General features: G+C 65.7%; 10 protein-coding genes and 1 tRNA gene. 6 read left to right on the top strand and 5 right to left on the bottom strand.

The window, feature by feature from the left end; all coding sequences use genetic code 11:
* Positions 1-197: 197 nt before the first annotated feature.
* The 4 genes from IC234_RS09640 (at position 198) to IC234_RS09625 (ending at position 7663) form a co-directional block, all read left to right on the top strand.
* Positions 198-1652: a sensor histidine kinase gene (locus tag IC234_RS09640; protein WP_190923902.1), complete on the top strand. Its 1455-nt coding sequence runs from the start codon at positions 198-200 to the stop codon at positions 1650-1652.
* 311 nt (positions 1653-1963) lie between these two features.
* Positions 1964-5278, top strand: a complete 3315-nt coding sequence (locus tag IC234_RS09635; protein ID WP_190923900.1) for an AsmA-like C-terminal region-containing protein — start codon at positions 1964-1966, stop codon at positions 5276-5278.
* Between the two features lie 111 nt (positions 5279-5389).
* Positions 5390-7294 (top strand): CocE/NonD family hydrolase, encoded by a 1905-nt coding sequence (locus IC234_RS09630; protein ID WP_190923898.1) that lies wholly within the window; start codon positions 5390-5392, stop codon positions 7292-7294.
* Positions 7295-7378: 84 nt separating this feature from the next.
* Positions 7379-7663 carry a hypothetical protein gene (locus IC234_RS09625; protein ID WP_190923896.1) on the top strand — a complete coding sequence of 95 codons (285 nt, stop codon included), beginning with the start codon at positions 7379-7381 and terminating at the stop codon, positions 7661-7663.
* 122 nt (positions 7664-7785) lie between these two features.
* Here the strand turns inward: IC234_RS09625 and IC234_RS09620 are convergent, their stop codons facing one another.
* From IC234_RS09620 to dinB, 4 genes are all read right to left on the bottom strand, one after another.
* Entirely contained in the window at positions 7786-8460 is a 675-nt protein-coding gene (locus tag IC234_RS09620) for an HAD family hydrolase (protein WP_190923894.1), read from the bottom strand.
* Positions 8461-8659: 199 nt separating this feature from the next.
* Positions 8660-11704: a PAS domain-containing sensor histidine kinase gene (locus IC234_RS09615; RefSeq protein WP_190923892.1), complete on the bottom strand. Its 3045-nt coding sequence runs from the start codon at positions 11702-11704 to the stop codon at positions 8660-8662.
* A 158-nt stretch (positions 11705-11862) separates the two neighbouring features.
* On the bottom strand, positions 11863-13998 hold the full coding sequence (locus IC234_RS09610) for a carboxy terminal-processing peptidase (RefSeq protein ID WP_190923890.1): 2136 nt from the start codon (positions 13996-13998) through the stop codon (positions 11863-11865).
* 275 nt (positions 13999-14273) lie between these two features.
* On the bottom strand, positions 14274-15353 hold the full coding sequence (gene dinB / locus IC234_RS09605; protein ID WP_190923888.1) for a DNA polymerase IV: 1080 nt from the start codon (positions 15351-15353) through the stop codon (positions 14274-14276).
* A gap of 367 nt (positions 15354-15720) precedes the next feature.
* Here dinB and IC234_RS09600 point away from each other — a divergent pair.
* Positions 15721-15796 (top strand) — tRNA-Asp (locus IC234_RS09600).
* Positions 15797-15939: 143 nt separating this feature from the next.
* Complete coding sequence (locus IC234_RS09595; RefSeq protein ID WP_190923886.1) at positions 15940-16722, top strand: GDSL-type esterase/lipase family protein; 783 nt, start codon at positions 15940-15942, stop codon at positions 16720-16722.
* 51 nt (positions 16723-16773) lie between these two features.
* On the opposite strand, the gene IC234_RS09590 is transcribed toward IC234_RS09595, so the two are convergent.
* Entirely contained in the window at positions 16774-17409 is a 636-nt protein-coding gene (locus IC234_RS09590; protein WP_190923884.1) for a sce7726 family protein, read from the bottom strand.
* Positions 17410-17553: the final 144 nt, after the last annotated feature.

Here is a 17553-nt window from a genome sequence, read left to right as displayed (position 1 = left end):
GGTCAAACCCCAAGCAGAGATAACCAACTGTAATATTTTTAGCCGTGGTGCTATTTATCGTTTGCGGGCACTCTTCCTGCCCGGCGGCCGTGGCCGGCGCGAAGCCATTGCTGGTGCGGGCCCACGCCGGCGCTAGCTTCGCGGCCGGGCTGGCCGCCGCGCTTTTGCGCGGGCTTTTTGATTCCAGCTGCTTGCTCATGTCCCTTAAACTCAAAATTCGCCTTAGCGTCTTTGTGCTCCTGCTGCTGCTGCTGGGGCTGGGCGGCTACGCCTTTCTCACCATCAGCTACCTCGAGCACGGCGCCCACGGCATCGAGCAGGCCGATTTCAACCTGGCCCGCTCCACGGTGCTGGCGTTTCTGGCGGCCGGCACGGCCGTGGGCGTGGTGATGATGGTGCGGCTGCCGCGCATTGTGGTGCGCCCGCTGCGCCGCCTCACTTCCGACGTGGAGCGCGTGGCCGGCCCCGGCCCCGCCACCCGCGTGGGCGTGGGCCGGCGCGACGAGGTGGGCTCCGTGGCCACCGCCGTGAACCGGGTGCTCAGCCAGGCCCAGAACGAGCGCCGCGCCACGCTGGCCGCCCTCTTCGCCGAGCGCAACCGCATGGACAGCCTGGTGCGCAGCCTCGACGAGGGCCTGCTGCTGCTTGATGAGCACCGCACCATCATTCTGGCCAACCCCGTGGCCTGCGACCTGCTGGGCCTGCGCGCGGCCGAGCTGGAAGGCCAATCGGCCGACCGGCTGGCCGAAACCAACGAGCTACTGCGCGAGCTGCTGGCCCCGCTGGCCGCCCACAACCTGGCCGGCGACGCCGAGCCCGACCCCGTGTTCACCTTTCCGCACAAGGGCGAGTCGCCGCACTATCAGCTCAGCATCAGCCCCATCGAAATGACGGACGGCACCACGGGCAAGCCAGTGCCCGGCGGCCACATCTTCTGCTTGCGCAACGTGTCCGATTTCAAAAAGCTCGACGAAGTGAAATCCGGCTTCCTGGCCACCATTTCGCACGAGCTCAAGACGCCCCTGGCCAGCATCAAGCTCAGCCTGATGCTGCTGCAAAACGAGCGCACCGACGCCGCCGAGCGCCAGCGCCTGGCCACCGGCATTGGCGAGGAAACCCAGCGCCTGCTCAACATGGTGGGTCAGCTCATCGACGTGGCCCGCCTCGACGCCGGGGCCGGCATCAAGCTCGACGTGCAGCGCATGCGCCTGGCCGACGTCATCGGCTACGCCACCCAAACCGTGCATCCGCAGCTCACCGACAAGCAGTTGCGGCTCGACGTGCAGGTGGCCGACGCGCTGCCCGAGGTGCAGGGCGACATGGAAAAAACCACCTGGGTGCTCATCAACCTGCTCTCAAACGCCATCCGGTATTCGCCCACGGCGGCCCCGCTGGTGGTGCGGGTGATGCCCTGGGGCGAAATGGTGCGCGTGAGCGTGGAAGACTGCGGCCCCGGCATTCCGGCCGAGTACCACAAGCGCATTTTTCAGCGGTTTGCGGGGGTGCCGGGGCGCACGGCCACGGGCAGCAGCTCCGGGCTGGGGCTGAGCATATCCCGCGAATTCATTACTGCGCAAGGCGGCACCTTATGGGTTGAAAGCCAGCCGAATAAAGGCAGCCGCTTCTTATTCACCTTGCCGGTGGCGGCTTAAAGACGTACAAAAAAAGTCTTAGAAGCCGGTGCGGTGGCACAAGAACGTCCTGTTTTTTTGCGTCCGCTGCGGCCCTCTCGTCCGGTCACGCGGGTACGCCGTTCGGCAGCGGCGCAATGGGGCCGGTAAGCTAGGCAATTCTTAGGAAGCAGCCAAGTGCATTGGGCGAGCCGTGAATAGGCGGCGGGACGAAATTTCTGGCCTCTTTGCCGGTTGAAACGCCTTCACGGCGGCGCTTTTCCCGTATTTGGGCTACTTTGGCCGAACGGTGTGCGGCCAGTTCGGCGGCAGCAACGGCAAATACGGCTCTTATGAAATCATTTTCCTTCCGGCGCGTGGTAGCGGCAGTGCTTCTGCTGTGCGTGCTGGGGGGAGTGGCGGCCGTGTGGCTGCTGGGCAGCGACTATGGCCGCCGGCTGGTGGCCCAAAAAGTGCGCCGGGCCCTCACCCGCAATTCGGAGCTGGTGCTGGAGCCCTTCACGGTGGAACTGTCGCCGTGGCGCGACTTTCCGCACCTCACGGCGTCCATTCAGCACATTGCCCTCACCGATACGTCTTACGGCCGGCGCATGCCCGTGCTGCGCATTGCCCGCGCCGACCTGCGCGTGGAGCTGCTGCGGCTGCTGCGCGGGCAACTGCAGGTGAAGCGCCTGGCCGTAACCGACGTGGACTTCCGGGAGCGGGTCGACTCGCTGGGCCGGTCCTGGGGGCTGCGCGGCAAGCGGCGCCGCGGCACCGGCAAGCCGCCGCTGGTGAACCTGGAGCTGGATGAGCTGCTGGTGTCGAATTTCCGCTTCAGCGCCCAGAATGGCTACCTGCGCACGGCCTTTGGCGCCCAGGTCGACGCGGCCCACCTGTCGGCCCGGCTGCAGGGCGGCGTGCTGCGGGTGGCCGGCACCCTGGACGGGCAGCTGAGCTACCTGCGCACGCGGGCCGGCACCTTGTTTGAACGCGAGCCGGTGCACGCGGCCGTGCACTACCGCTACACGTTTGCCAACCGCCAGGGCCTGCTCTACCGCACCCGCGCCACCCTCAACGGCGACACCATTCGGGTGAGCGGCACCCACACCGTGGCCCCCGACCACCCCGAAGGCGCCCTTATGAACCTGCGCTTCGTGGGCAACCAGCCCCTCACCGACGTGCTGCACGCGGCCCTGCCGCCGCGCCTCGAGCCCTACCTGGCCGGGGCCAGCAGCCCCAGCAAAGCGCACATTCACTACACCATCACGGGGCTGAGCGGGCCCAAAGTGACGCCGCACAACGTGCTGGAGTTTGGCCTGCAGGCCGCTAGCCTAAAGTGGCCCGGCGAGGGGCGCCACATCACGCGCTGGGACCTGGCCGGCACCCTCGACAACGGCCCCCGCCACAACGTGCGCTCCCAGGTGCTCACCCTGAAGCGTTGCCGGATTTACTCCCGCGCCGGCCGCCTCGACGTGGCCATGACCTTGCGCGACTTCAAGCGGCCGTACGTGAACGGGCGCTTCCGGGGGCGCACCGAGCTGCCGGAGCTGGCCGCGGTGGTGTCGCCGGGCCGCTGGCGCGCCCGCGCCGGCCTGGCCGACCTCGACGTGCAGGTGCGCGGCCTGCTGCCCCCGCCGCCGGGCCGCCCGGACCTGGAGCCGCGCAAGAACATGTCGCTGCGGGGCACGGTGAACCTGCGCGGGGCCTCGTTTTGGCTGCCCGCCCGCGGCGCCGACCTCACCCAGCTCGACGTGAACGTGGGGCTGCAGGACAGCCTGTGGCAGCTTTCCAACGCCGCCGGCGTGCTCAACGGGATGCGGTTTCAGGCCTCGGCCACCACCGTGTACCTGCTCGACTACCTAACTGGGCAGCACGCCACGGCCAGCATCAAAGGCTCGTTTGCGGTGGATGAATTGCGCGTGGCCAGCTTGCGCACGCTGCTGCGGCCGGTGCCGCGCACGGCGGGGCCGGGCTTCGCGCCCACCAGCCTGCCCAAGCCGCGCCGCGCCCCGCGCAACCGCGCCCAACTGGCCGCCACGCTGGGCAGCGAGCTGATTCCGCCGGGCCTGCTGCTGGATGCCAGCCTGCGCTGCCAGCGCCTGCTGCTGGCCTCCGACACCCTCTACGACCTGGCCGTGACCGTGCGCCACGACGGCCGGCAGGTGCAGCTGCAGCAGTTGGCGGGCCGGGTGTGGGGCGGCGAAGTGCGCGGCAACGTGCACTGGCCCACCGACCCCGACAACCGCGTGGCGCCCGTGGAATACGAGCTGGGCGTGCACTTTGCCCACCTGAACTACCGGCAATTTGTGGAGCGCTTCACCCGGCCCGAGCCGCGCGCCGCCGCCCGCGCCCGCCGCCCGGGCAAGGCGGCGGGCAAGGCGGCGGGCGTGGCCGTGCCGGCCCTGCGCGACCTGTTGCTGGCCGCCAACGGCCGCCTCACCCTCGACATCGACCACGTGCAGCTGCCCGAAGAAGAAAGCCTGGGCAGTGTGAACCTGAAGCTGATAAAAACGGGCTCCCTGCTGCGCCTGCCCTACCTCCGGTTTCGGACGCCGGAGGGCGGCCGGGGCGAGGCCACCGCCACGGCGCAGGTAGAAAACCTGCGCCTGCTGGCCGCCGACGCCGACCTGACCCTGCGCTACGCCACCCTCGACGTGACGCGCCTGCTGGGCCTCATCGCCAACCTCACCACCTCGGCCGACACCGTGTTTACCGCCCAGACCCTGGCGCGGGCCGAGCGCCGGGCCGAGCGCCGCGCCCTGCGGGCCGAATCGAAGGAGAACCGCTCCCTGCTCTCGAACGGGGTGCTGAGCGCGGTGCTGCACGTGGAAGCCGACCGCGTGAACTATGCCGCGCTCAGCGGGGGGAAGTTTCGGCTGCTGGCCCACCTGCTCGAAGGCCAGGCCCGGCTGGACGAGTGCTCGGTGGAAGCGCTGGACGGCCGCATCAGCCTGAGCGGCTCGATGCGCAGCACCGCCAACCGCGCCCACCACCCCACGCAGCTGCAAATGCGCCTGCAGGACGTGGCCCTGCCGGCCCTGTTCGGCACCATCACGGCCATGGGCCTCAACGTGCTGGGCGGCGACAACGTGCGGGGCAGCGTGCGGGGCGTGGCCGACATCCGCACCGACTTAAATGCGCGGTTTTTGCCCAGCTTGTCGGCCACCGACGGCTACCTCAAAACGGACATCAAGGGCCTGGAGCTGCTGAACGTGGAAGTGCTGATGGAAGCGCTGAAGTTCATGAAAGCCGAACGCACCAGCCACTTGTATTTTGAACCCGTGAGCGGCGAGTTTTTGCTGACGCAGAGCCAGCTCATCATCCCCGGCCTGCGCCTGAACAGCAACCTGAGCAACCTCGAAATCGGCGGACACTACGGGCTCGACGGCGCCACCAACCTCTTCGTTGGCCTGAAACCGCTGCAGGCCTTGTTCGGCAACAACGACAAACGCGTGGAGCGCATCCAGAACGGGGAGCCGGTCAGCCAATCCGACAACGGCAAGCTGACCTACGTGAACCTGCGCCGCACGGCCCCGAAAGAAAAATACAAAGTGCGCCTGTTTCAGCGCGACGAGCAGCGCGAGGCCATGGCCCGCCTGCGCCAGCAGTACCGCGACTACCTCATCAGCCAGCGTCTCGACACCACGGTGCGGTTGCTGCGCTGAGCTCAATGCAGAACGTCAAGGCCTGACGGTGCACGCGGGATGCCGCGGCGCTCGGCATGACGTTCTTTGGCTACTCAATTCACATTTCCTCTTCGCACTTTCTCTTTCCCCATGCTTCGCCCCTGCCTCACGCTTGCCCTTCTGGCTACCATCTGTGCCAATGCCCCGGCCGCCCGGGCCCAATCGGGGCCGCAGGATTCGGTGTACGTGCGGCAGCACTACACCAAGCTCGACCGCCGGATTACGATGCGCGACGGGGTGCGTCTCTACACCACCATCTACGTGCCCAAAGACGCCTCGGCGGCCACGCCTTACCCGTTTTTGCTTACGCGCACGCCCTACTCGGCCGGGCCCTACGGCGAGCAGAAATACCCCGGCCGCGGGCCTGGCCCCAGCCGCGAACTGACGGAAGAAAAGTACATTTTTGTGCGGCAGGACGTGCGCGGGCGCTACATGAGCGAGGGCCGGTTTGAGGAGATGACGCCGGCTTTGCCGGGCACGTCCACAGCCGGCAAAGCCCACGACGAAAGCACCGACACCTACGACACCATTGAGTGGCTGCTGAAGAACGTGCCCGGCAATAACGGCCGCGTGGGCATGGTGGGCATCAGCTACCCCGGCTTCTATGCCTCGGCGGCCTTGCCCAACGCCCACCCGGCCCTGAAAGCGGTGTCGCCGCAGGCCCCGGTCACGGATGAGTTTATGGGCGACGACGCGCGGCACAAGGGCGCGTTTTTTCTGCTCGACAACTTTGAGTTCACCAATTATTTCGACGTGCCCCGGCCCCAGCCCGTGGCCGAGTACCAGCCGCTGTTCAAATTCGAGCCCAAGGATGCCTACAAGTTCTTTCTGGACCTCGGCCCCGTCAAAAACGCCAACGGCCCGCAGTATTTCAACAACCGGGCCCGCATCTGGAACGAGTACCAGCAGCACGAAACCTACGACGCCTACTGGCAGGCGCGCAACATCCGCACGGCCCTCACGGGCGTGAAACCGGCCGTGCTGGTGGTGGGCGGCTGGTTTGATGCCGAGGACCTGTACGGCGCCCTGAACACCTACAAGGCCATCGAAAAGCAGAACCCCGGCGCCACCAACCGCCTCGTGATGGGCCCCTGGACCCACGGCGCCTGGAGCCGCCCCGACTGGAGCAAGTTTGGCCCCCTCAGCTTCGGCTCGAACACCGCCGAAACCTACCGCCAAACGTTGGAAACGCCGTTTTTCAACTTCTACCTGAAAGACAAAGGCAACTTCAACCCGGCCGAAGCGACGGTGTTTAACACGGGTACGAACGAGTGGAAAATGTATGCGGCCTGGCCGCCTGCTCCCGCCGCAACGCAGATGCTTTATTTCAAACCAACTGGAAAGCTTGATTTCATTTTTGAAACCCCAATTGAGAAGGCGCTAAACAACCGCCTCCCCAGTCTGGGACTACCCGCGCCAGTTCTCCCACCTGCCTTCACCCAATACCTCAGCGACCCGGCCAACCCAGTGCCTTACACCAGCGGGGTGCACGGCGGGCGCAACAACGAGTACATGATAGAGGACCAGCGCTTCGCCGCCAAGCGGCCCGACGTCCTCTCCTTTCGCACCGAAACGCTGCCCAGCGACCTCACGCTGGCCGGCCCCATCACCGCCGACCTGTGGGTGAGCACCTCCGGCACCGACGCCGATTTCATCGTGAAAGTCATCGACGAGCTGCCCGACGGCACCCAGCGTCTGGTGCGCGCCGAGGTGATGCGCGGCCGCTTCCGCAACAGCTTTTCCAAGCCGGAGGCCTTCAAGCCCAACCAGCCCGCCGAAGTGAAATACGAGCTGCCCGACGTGCTCCACACTTTCCAGAAAGGCCACCGGCTGCTGGTGCAGGTGCAAAGCAGCTGGTTTCCGCTCGTCGACCGCAACCCGCAGACCTTCGTGCCCATTGCCACGGCCGAAGCCAAGGATTTTCAGAAAGCCACCATCCGGCTGTACCACGACGCGGCGCACCCGTCGGCGCTGCGGGTGCCGGTGCTGCCGTAGCCAAGTTCGGAAGGCGCGCAACCCCAGCCCGGCCGTGGCGCGTAGGCAGAGAATTCATTTTCACTTCCTTTCCTGCTTTCTCTCATGAAAATTCTTCCCCTCGCGCTGGCCTTGGGTCTGAGCACGGCGGCTTTCGCCCAAACCACGCCGGCCAGCAACGCTCCGGTCGACAACAACACCAATCCCACTGCGCCTTCCAACAATCAGCCCCGCGTGAGCACGGCCGTGGATGGCTCCAACATCGCCAACAACCGCGACAAGCTGTCGCCCGGCACGGGCACGCCCGTGGCCCCGCGCTCCGACGCCGAGAAAAAGGCTCACCGCGACGCCAAGCGCGCCGCCAAGGGCAAGTCGAAGCCGAAGATGTAGGCCTCAGGTAAAGGCTATGAAAACGGTCCTGCTGAGCGCAGCCGAAGCATCTCTACCGCGAAGAGTAATTATTTACTTCCTCGGCAGAGATGCTTCGGCTGCGCTCAGCAGGACCGTTCTTTTTATCGTTCTCTCGCCCCGTTGTCACCCACCAGCCCGCGCACGAACTCATCGGTAAAATCGGGGGCGAAGTGCAGCACGTTGGGCAGGGCGGCAAACTCTTCGACTTCGTGGGTAGTGGTGAGCACCACGGCTTGCATGCCGGCATTGTGGGCCGCCTCGGCGCCCTTGGGCACGTCCTCAAACACGAGGCAGTCGGCGGGCGCCACGCCGAGCTGGGCGGCGGCTTTGAGGAAAGTTTCGGGGTGGGGCTTGCTCAGCACCACGTCGTCGGCGCTCACGATGGCGCGAAAATAGTGCCGGATGTGCAGGTTATCGAGCACGAAGTCGATGTTGAACGGGATGGCGGCCGAACCGATGGCCATGGGAATGCCCCGTTGGTGCGCCGCCTCCAGAAACTCGGCCAAGCCGGGCAGCAGCGCCAGGCTGGGCAGGTACTCCTGCTGGTAGCGGCGCTCTTTTTCCAGCGACAGGCGGTCCATTTCTTCGGCCGTGAAGCGGTCGGGGCCGAACACGCGCACCAGCACTTCCTGGTTTTTGCCGTACATCTGGGGCTTCACTTCTGCGTGGGTGAAATTGCCGCCCAGGTCGTGGTTGAAGAGGTGGCGCCAGGCGCGGGTGTGGAAGTCCATGTCGTGAATCATGGTCCCGTTGAGGTCGAAAATGAAGGCTTTCATGCGAGGCAATAAGGGCTGAATACGCCGCAAAGGTCGGAGCTATGGCCCGGCCGGCGCTGTCACGCTGGTATTGCTCGACTGCGGCGGGCTTCCTCAACACGGGTGGCGGGTTGGAAATGGCACCGGTCTGCTCAGCCAAGGCAGGTCCGGCCCATCCCCAGCTGACGAAAAGCGGGGTGTCCGGCCAGTGCAATCAGCCTCACAAATGCAGCCGAAACGTGGTGCCCACGCCCACTTCGCTTTCCACCTCCACGCGGCCGCCGTTGCTCTGCACAATGCGGTTGACGAGGTAGAGGCCCACGCCGGTGCCTTCGGTGTGGTCGTGGAAGCGCCGAAACAGGTGAAACAGCTCGTCGCGGTGGCGCTGCACGTCGAAGCCCAGGCCGTTGTCTTCCACCAGCAGCACCGGGCGCCCGCCTTCGACCCACAGCGAGAGGTGTACGCGGCAGGTCCGGGCGGGGTCGTTATACTTCAGCGAGTTGCTGAGCAGATTGGCCAGGATGGTGCGCAGGTTGGCGCGGGCGTAGGAAATGGTGGGGCGGGCGGCAAAGTCGGTGGTGATGCGGGCGCGGGCGGCCAGCACCTGCGGCTGCAGGGTCTGGAGCACTTCCTGGGTCAGCTCTTCGAGGTCGACGGTTTCGGCGGGCAGCTCGGGCAGGCGCTGGGCCTGGCCCACGGCGGCCAGGTCGTCGATGGTGGTGGCCAGCTGGTGCAGGGCCTCGTCCACCATGGGCAGGAGCAGGTCGGCCTCGTCGGCGTCGGCGAAGGTGGCGGCGTGGCGCAGCTCCTCAAACAGGCCCGAGAGGTTGTTGACGGGCTGCTTGAGGTCGTGCGAGGCCGCGTACACGAAGTTGTCGAGGTCCTGGTTGGTGCGGATGAGCTGGGCGTTGGCGGCGGCCAGCTCGTCGTTGCGGGCACTCACGGCCTGGTTGGCGGTGCTCAGCTCGGCGTTGATGCGGGCCATGAGCTGGCGGGCGGCCACCTGCTCGCTCACGTCGGTGGCCACGGCGGCCACGCCCGTGATGCGGCCGTCGGCGGCGCGCAGGGGCTGGTACACGTAGTTGAGCAGCACCGTGGTGGGCTGCCCGCCGCGCATGAGCTGGGCGGGCTGCTCCTGGGCCACGTAGCTCAGGCCCGTGCTCATCACGCCCTGCAGCACTTCCTGAAAGCCCTGGCCCTGCAGTTCCGGCAGGGCCAGCAGCAGGGGCTGGCCCTGCACCTGCTCGCGGGTGCGGCCCCAGATTTCGCACACGCCGGGGTTGGCCAGCTCAATCACAAACTCGGGGCCCCGAAACACGGCAATGGCCACCGGCGACTGCTCAAACAACTCCTGGAGCTGCGCTTCGCGCCGCAGCACCTCTTCCTGCAGGGCCTCGGTGCGGCGCCGGGCCAGCACTTGTTGCGTCACGTCAAAGGCAAAAACCGACACGCCCACCGTGACGCCCGCCTCGCGGTAGGCCTGGTAGGTGAAGGTGTAGTACGTTTCGGGCAGCAGCTGGCCGGCCGCATCGTATACCTGCAGCGGCAGCTCCACCCCAAAAAAGGGCTCGCCCGTGGTGTACACCTGGTCGAGCAGGGCCACGAAGCCGAAGGCAACGGCCTCGGGCAGGGCCTCGGCCAGGTCCTGGCCCAGCAGCGGGCGCCCGGGAAACAGCGCCTGATAGCCGGGGTTGAGGTACTCGAAGCGGTGCCGGGGCCCGCGCAGAATGGCCACGCTGGCCGGCGTTTGCTCAAACACCTGGTACAGGGTTTCGCGCTGGCGCACCAGCTGCTCGGCATTGCGCAGGGCTTCGGCCTGCAGGGCCTCGGTGCGGCGCCGGGCCAGCACCTGCTCGGTCACTTCAAAAGCAAAAACGAGGATGCCGTCGATGCGGCCGGCTTCGTCGTAGCGCGCCTGCTGGATGTAGTTGAAAAACCGTTCTTCCAGCTCGCCGCCTTCGGACCGGGCAAAGGGAATGAGCATGGCGTACTCCTCGTGGGTGATGCCGGTTTCGTACACCCGCCGAAAGGTGTGGTACACCTCGTGGTTGGCAATTTCGGGCAAGGCCTCCAAAATGGGCCGCCCCCGCAGGGCCCGCCCCGGAAACAGGGCCTGATAGCCGGGGTTCACCAACTCGTACACCAGGTCGGGCCCGTCGAGGATGCAGATGGCCGCCGGGGCCTGCATGAATAGGCGCTCGAGGCGCGCGCGCTGGCGCTCGGCCTCGGCCTGGGCGTCCTGCAGGCGGGCGGTGCGCTCGGCCACGCGGGCCTCCAGCTCCTGGTTCAGCTCGTGCAGCGTGAGCTGGGCGCTGAACAGCTCGGCGTTGCTGGCGCGGATTTCTTCGTTGGCGGCCTGCAGCTCTTCGTTAATGACGGCCAGTTCTTCGTTGGCGGCGTTGGCCCGCTGGGCGTTTTCCGCCGACTGCTGCCGGGCCGTCACGTGGGCCGTCACGTCGTAGGCAAAAATGAGCAGGCCCGATACCTGGCCCGCCACGTCGCGCGTGGCCTGGTAAATGAAGTTAAAGTACACAGGGCTCACCCGGCCCGTGTTGGCCTGGTCGAGGTAGGCCAGCTCCTCGCTGCCGTGGTACGTGTGGCCGGTGCGGTACACCTGGTCGAGCAGGTCCGGAAATGGCTGGCCGTGCAGCTCCGGCAAGGCCTCGCGCAGTGGCAGATTCAACAGCACACGGTTGCCGAATAGCTCGCAGAACGGCGCATTGGCCATGGTGAACACGTGCGTTGGCCCCGCCGTGCGGGCAATGCAGGCGGGGGCCTGCATAAACAAGTCGAACAGCTGCTGGCGCTGCTGCTCGGCCTCGGCCAGGGCGGCGCGCTCGCGGGCCTGGCTTTCGCGCAGGGCCTGCTCCACGGCCGTGCGGCTGTGCAGCCCCGTGTCGTCGAAGCTCACCAGCAGCCCCTCGCCCACCCGCTGGGCCGAAAGCCGGAAGTAGTTGTCCAGCCCGTCGCCCTGGTAGTTCACCTCCATTTGCATGGGCTGCCCCGATTCGAGGGCCTCGCAATGAAACGCAAACACGCCCGTGTCCAGGGTGTGCGGGTAGTACTGCAGGTAGGTGCCCGCCGGGCGCGCGGGCTGCTGCAGTATGCGCTGGGCCGCCGGATTCAGCAACTCAATGGTGAGGTCGGTAATCTGCCCATCGGCCCCCCGAACGGGTCGGTACAGCGCCACGCCCACCAGCGACCCTTCCAACAGGCCCGCCAGCAATTCCTCGGCCGGAAAGACGGCTTGAAGCTCGGGGGACAACGTGGGTAGGAAAGAGAAGGGCATACCGCGAAAATACACAGCGTGGGCAGGAAGGTTCAGCGTATACGCAGAAATGGCCTTCCCATCCCGCTGCTAACCAAAACGCCCCCGCTGCGCAACGGCAGCGGGGGCGTTTCTGGAAACCAGAAGCCAATTGGTTATTTCAGCTCGTCGCCAATCACGGCCACGGCCTCGGCAATGGCGGCGTCTTTGCGCAGCGGCTTCAGGAAGCGGGCCGTGCGCTTGGCCACCACCGAGTCGGTTTTGGCCAGGGTGGCGTCGGGCGCGGGCAGGGCGATGTCGAGGGCGGGCAGCGCGTTCTGGGCCGTGGTTTGCAGCTTGTTGGCGTCGCGGGCCTGCTGCTGGGCGGTGCGGTAGGCCGCCAGGTTCAGCGAGAGGGTGGTTTGCTTGCGGCGCTCGGTGGCCCGCTGGGCGGCCTCGGTGATGAGACGGAAGCCGGGGCTGACGGCCACGCGGGCGGCGCTGGCGGCCTTCAGCTTATCCAGGGCCGGGAGCGAGTTGGTGGGCTGATACGTAGCGGGCGCAATCTCGTCCCACTGCAGCGGGTATTCGGCTTCCTTCTCGCCCTTGGCGTAGGAACTCAGCGCGTCGGGCACGGTGATGTCGGGCGTCACGCCCTTGAACTGGGTCGAGCCACCGTTCACGCGGTAAAACTTCTGAATGGTGAGCTTCACCGAGCCCAGCGGCTTGAGGGCGGCCACTTCCGGCGACACGGCGTTGTCCAGGTCGAACACCTGCTGCACCGTGCCTTTGCCGTAGGTGGGGTTGCCCAGCACCACGGCGCGCTTGTAGTCCTGCATGGCGGCGGCCAGAATCTCCGAGGCCGAGGCGCTGTACTTGTTCACCAGCACCACCAGCGGGCCGGCGTACTGCACCTGCGGGTCTTCGTCGGCCACGGGCTGGGGCTTGCCGCGGTTGGTTTTCACCTGCACCATGGGGCCGCTGGGCACAAACAGGCCGCCCATGTCCACGGCGTCGCGCAGGGAGCCGCCGCCGTTGTAGCGCAGGTCGAGCACCACGCCGGCCACATTTTCCTTGCCCAGCTTGGCCAGCTCGTTCTTCACGTCGGCGGCGCTGCTGCGGCCGCCCTTGCCGCTGAAGTCGGCGTAGAACGTGGGCAGGTGGATGTAGCCGTAGTTCTTGCCGTTTTGCTTGATGACGGCCGACTGGGCGTAGGTTTCCTCAATCACCACCACGTCGCGGATGATGGGGATGACCACCGTGGCGCCGTCGGGCTTGCGCACCGTGAGGCGCACTTCGGTGCCCTTGGGCCCGCGAATGAGCTTCACGGCTTTGTCGAACTTCATGCCTTCCACGCTCACCGGCTCGGCGGCGCCCTGGGCCACGCGCAGAATGATGTCGCCCACCTTCAGCTCGCCCTGCCGGGCCGAAGCGGAGCCCGCCACAATGTCGGTCACCTTCAGGTGGCCTTCTTCGGCTTGCAGCAGCGCGCCCGTGCCCTCCAGCCGCCCCGACATGGTGATGTCGAAGTTTTCGCGCACGATGGGGGCGAAATAGTCGGTGTGCGGGTCGTAGGTGTTGGCAATGACGTTGGCAAACTCGGCCAGGCGGTCATTGGCGTCGGTTTTCAGCTGGTCGTCGAAGTACTCGTCGTAGTATTTCAGCACGCGTTTGCGGGCCTCGGCCTCCAGCTCCGTGGCCGTGCGGGGCCGGTCGGAAGTGGTAGAGGCCGCGGCGCCGGCTTTGGTGGCGGCCAGGGGCTTGTCCTTTTTGCGGGCTTCCTCGTCCATCAGCTCCGAAAGCTGGGCCAGGGTCTGGTACTTCAGCAGCTTGCGCCACTGCTCGCGCTGGGCGGCCGGGGTGGCGGCGTAGGTGGCCTTGGCGGGGTCGGTTTCCCAAGTTTCCTGCACCGAAAAGTCGAAGGGCTTGGCCAGCAGCTGGCGGTACAGGCTTTGAATTTCGAGGGTGCGCTTGCTCAGCAGCTGGCTGGTGGCGTCCAGAAACTCGTGGGTGCCGCCGCGCAGCTCGTCGTCAATCTTGGTTTGGTACTGGCGCAGGTTGGCCACTTCCGGCGCCAGCAGAAACTGCTTGTTCACGTCCACGCGCTTGAGGTAGAGGTCGAACACGCGCTGCGAAAACTGGTCGTCAATCTTTTCGGGCTGGAAGTGCAGCTGCGACAGGCCCTGCAGCATCACGCCCAGCACCACCTGGTCGCGCGGGGGCGTGCCCTGGTACACCGAGAAAGAAGCCAGCCCCAGCAGGGCCAGCACCGAAGTGGAATACACTCCAAGCTTAAAGCGGGAAAAATTCATGCGAGGGAGATGGTTAGAAGTCAGGTAGGGTTGCCCGGACCAGCCAAAAAGCGGCCCGGTGCGCGAAAGAAGGCCAGAACCTTGCCAAAATCAAGCTGGCCAAGCGGCTAAGGTCGGCAAGGTAATCGGTTGGGTTGCGGAAATGAATACCGCCACGGGTAGAAAGCGCGACTATATTTTCTACTACAATTTTTTTGGGCTTTTGAGTCACTTTTCCAGCACTTGCCGCACAAAAACCCAATGCACAACCCCGCACGTGGCGTGCTCCAGCCTTCTCAAAAGCTCAGCGTGAGCTGGCGCCCGGCGGCGGGCTGGCCCGTGTCCAGGTTCGAGAGCGTGACGCCCAGCAGCCGCACGCCCTTGGGCAGCGGGAAAAGCCCTTCCACCAGCTCGCGGCAAATGCGCTCCAACACGCCCTGGTTGGGGATGGGCCCCACGGCGCTGCGGCTGCGCGTGATTTGCTGGAAGTCGGCAAACTTCACTTTCACCGTCACGGTGCGGCCCAGAATGCCCGAGCGCTGGCAGTACTCCCACACTTCCTCAATGGAAGGGCGCAGGCCGTCGAGCAGGTCGGCGAAGGCGGTGAGGTCGCTGGCAAAGGTGGTTTCGGAACCCACCGACTTGCGCAGGCGGTCGGCCTCCACCGGCCGGTGGTCTTCGGCGCGGGCAATGGCGTGGTAGTAGCGCCCGGCTTTGCCAAAGTGCTGCTGCAAAAACTCCACGGGCTGGGCCCGCAAATCGGCCCCGGTGAAAATGCCCAGCTGGTTCATCTTGGCCGCCGTGACCGGCCCCACGCCGTGAAACTGCCCCACCGCCAGCCCCTCCACAAAGGCCAGCCCCTGCTCGGGCCGCACCACAAACTGGCCGTTGGGCTTGCGGTAATCGGAGGCCAGCTTGGCCAGGAACTTATTGTAGGAAATGCCCGCCGAGGCCGTAAGCTGGGTTTCAGCCAAAATTTTGGCCCGGATTTCGCGCGCAATCTGGGTGGCCGAATCCAGCCGCTTGAGGTTGTGCGTCACGTCGAGGTAGGCCTCGTCCAACGACACGGGCTCGATGAGCGGCGTGTATTCGGCAAAAATGGCCCGAATCTGGCGCGACACCTCTTTATACACCGCGAAGCGGGGCGGCACAAACAGGAGTTCCGGGCACTTGCGCAAGGCCGTGACCGAGGGCATGGCCGAGCGCACCCCAAACGCGCGAGCTTCGTAGCTGGCCGCCGCTACCACGCCCCGCTCCCGGGCCCCGCCCACGGCCACGGGCCGGCCGCGCAGCTCGGGGTTGTCGCGCTGCTCCACCGAGGCATAAAACGCATCCATGTCAAGATGGATGATTTTACGGAGGGGAAAGGTGCTCATCGACGGGCGGCTTTTTGGGCCCGCGAAGATACCAACCGCTCCCGCCGGCGGCCCACACTCGTTTTCGCCAAACCCGGCAAACTTGTTTATTGAACATATCACGCAAAGGATTTTGTCTTTTCAAGAAAAACAAAATTGGGGGTGCTTTGCAGAAATGCTACTTTTGGCCTTAGTCCGAATGAAAAACAACAATGACGCTGCGCCGGGCTTAATGTTGGATTCGGACTAAATAGCGGGGTTTGCGCCGCTGAAAAACGAAGCCGTTTTACTCGCATTTTTACAAGATGCGTGAGTACTCACAAAAATTTATTTCAGCCAACTATTTGCCTTTCAACCAATTATTGCCTTAAATTTGCATCGTCAACACTGTGGGGTGGCGGAATTGGCAGACGCGCTAGCCTATCTCGCTAGTACAATTAGAGGTTCGAGTCCTCTCTTCACAGCCTGAGTCCCGGTCGATTACGACCGGGACTTTTTGTTTTGGCCCAGCAGGCCAGCGGCCGCATCGTGTGTTGTGGCTTGTGCTTGGCCGCAATGACAATTAGGCCCCGAATGCTAGTTTCGGGCAGTTCAACACCACGTACCCATGCCTTCCTTCACTGCGTCCCTGCCGGCCTGGCTGCTGGCGGCCGCCCTGCTGTTGCCCTTGGCCGCCCGTGCCCAGCAGCCCGCCGCCCCCGATGCGGCCAAAAAAGCGGCCGACGAGGCCTACGCCCGCCAGCAGGACTACCTGCTGCGCAACGACTGGGCCTACCTGCAGCGCTACGCCGCGGCCAACCAGCGCCTGCCCGCGCCCACGCCCGGCGTGCCCCGCGTGGTCATCATCGGCAATTCCATCACCGAAGGCTGGGTGAAGGCCGACTCGGCTTTTTTTGGCGGCAAGCCCTATGAGTACGTGGGGCGCGGCATCAGCGGGCAAACCTCGAGCAAGCTGCTGGTGCGCTTCCGGGCCGACGTGCTGAACCTGCGCCCGGCCGTGGTGGTCATCTTGGGCGGCATCAACGACGTGGCCGAAAACAGCGGCCCCTACTCCCCGCAAACCACCCTCAACAACCTCATGACCATGGCCGAGCTGGCCCGGGCCCACGGCGTTCGGGTGGTGCTGGCCTCGGTGACGCCGGCCGCCGACTTCTGGTGGCGCAAAGGCCTGCAGCCGGCCCCAAAAATCGTGGCCCTCAACCGGCAAATCAAAGCCTACGCCGACCAGCAACGGTTTGTGTACCTGGATTTTCACACCGCCCTTGCCGATGAGGCCCAGGGCCTGAAAAAAGCCTACGGCCCCGACGGCGTGCATCCTAACCTGGCCGGCTACCGCGTGATGGAGCCCCTGCTGAACCAGGCCGTGGCCGCCGCCCTGAAAAAGAAGTAGCCAGGGCCACCGCGACGGCGGTTCGCCGGGTCCTGCCGGCAGCTCGCGGGGCTACACGGCGCGGGCTTTTTTCTTGGCGGCCGGCTTTTTGCGCCGGGCTTTGGGCTTGCGGCGCGGGGGCAGGCGCTCGCGCTCGGCCTTGCGCTCGGCGCGCATGAGCAGGCGCTCGGGCAGGCGGGCCATGAGGCGCTCGCGCACGTACTGCGCCAGCGCCGAGAGCGGCACCAGGTTGGTGGTGCGCAAAAACCGGCCGATTTCGGCCCCGCGCAGGGTGCTGGCCCCGGCCAGGCCCCGCGCCAGCAGAAACTGCTTCACTTCCTCCAGCAAAATCAGCTTCGCGAGCGGGGCCGGGGCCACCGTGGCGTTGTAGCAGGCGGCCCGGTGCACGCGCAAGCCCCCGGGCGCGGCCACGTGCACGCCCACCCACTCGGGCAGCAGCGGCAGCAGCTTGGCCAGGTGCTTTTCGGTGACGATGAAGGTGACAAAATCGTAGACTTCGCCGTAGCAGCGCAGCTGGTTGGCCACGCGCTGCAGGGTGTCGCCGTCGCCCTTCACCTCGTAGCCGTGCATGAAATGCTCGGTGATGTGCACCACGTCGGCCCGGGTGGTGCCGGTGGGCAGCTCGTTGATGTGCACGCCCCCCGTGAGGAGCGGGTAGAGCAGGGCGCGGATTTCCGGGTCGTTCATGGCAACTTCAAAGATAAACCCGCCCCCGAGCCCGCCAAAGCAAGGACGACTTGCCGCTGCAATTGCGTCGGCAAAACCGCTTCTGGTCGTCACGGGCGCGCACTTATTTTGCCTCCGGCGCTGTACCTTGCCTCGTCCCTGTTT

Source organism: Hymenobacter armeniacus (assembly GCF_014699055.1).
GTDB classification, from domain to species: Bacteria; Bacteroidota; Bacteroidia; order Cytophagales; family Hymenobacteraceae; genus Hymenobacter; species Hymenobacter armeniacus.
The sequence above is the reverse complement of the archived record's forward strand: the minus strand, read 5'-3'. Positions and strand labels throughout refer to the sequence as shown.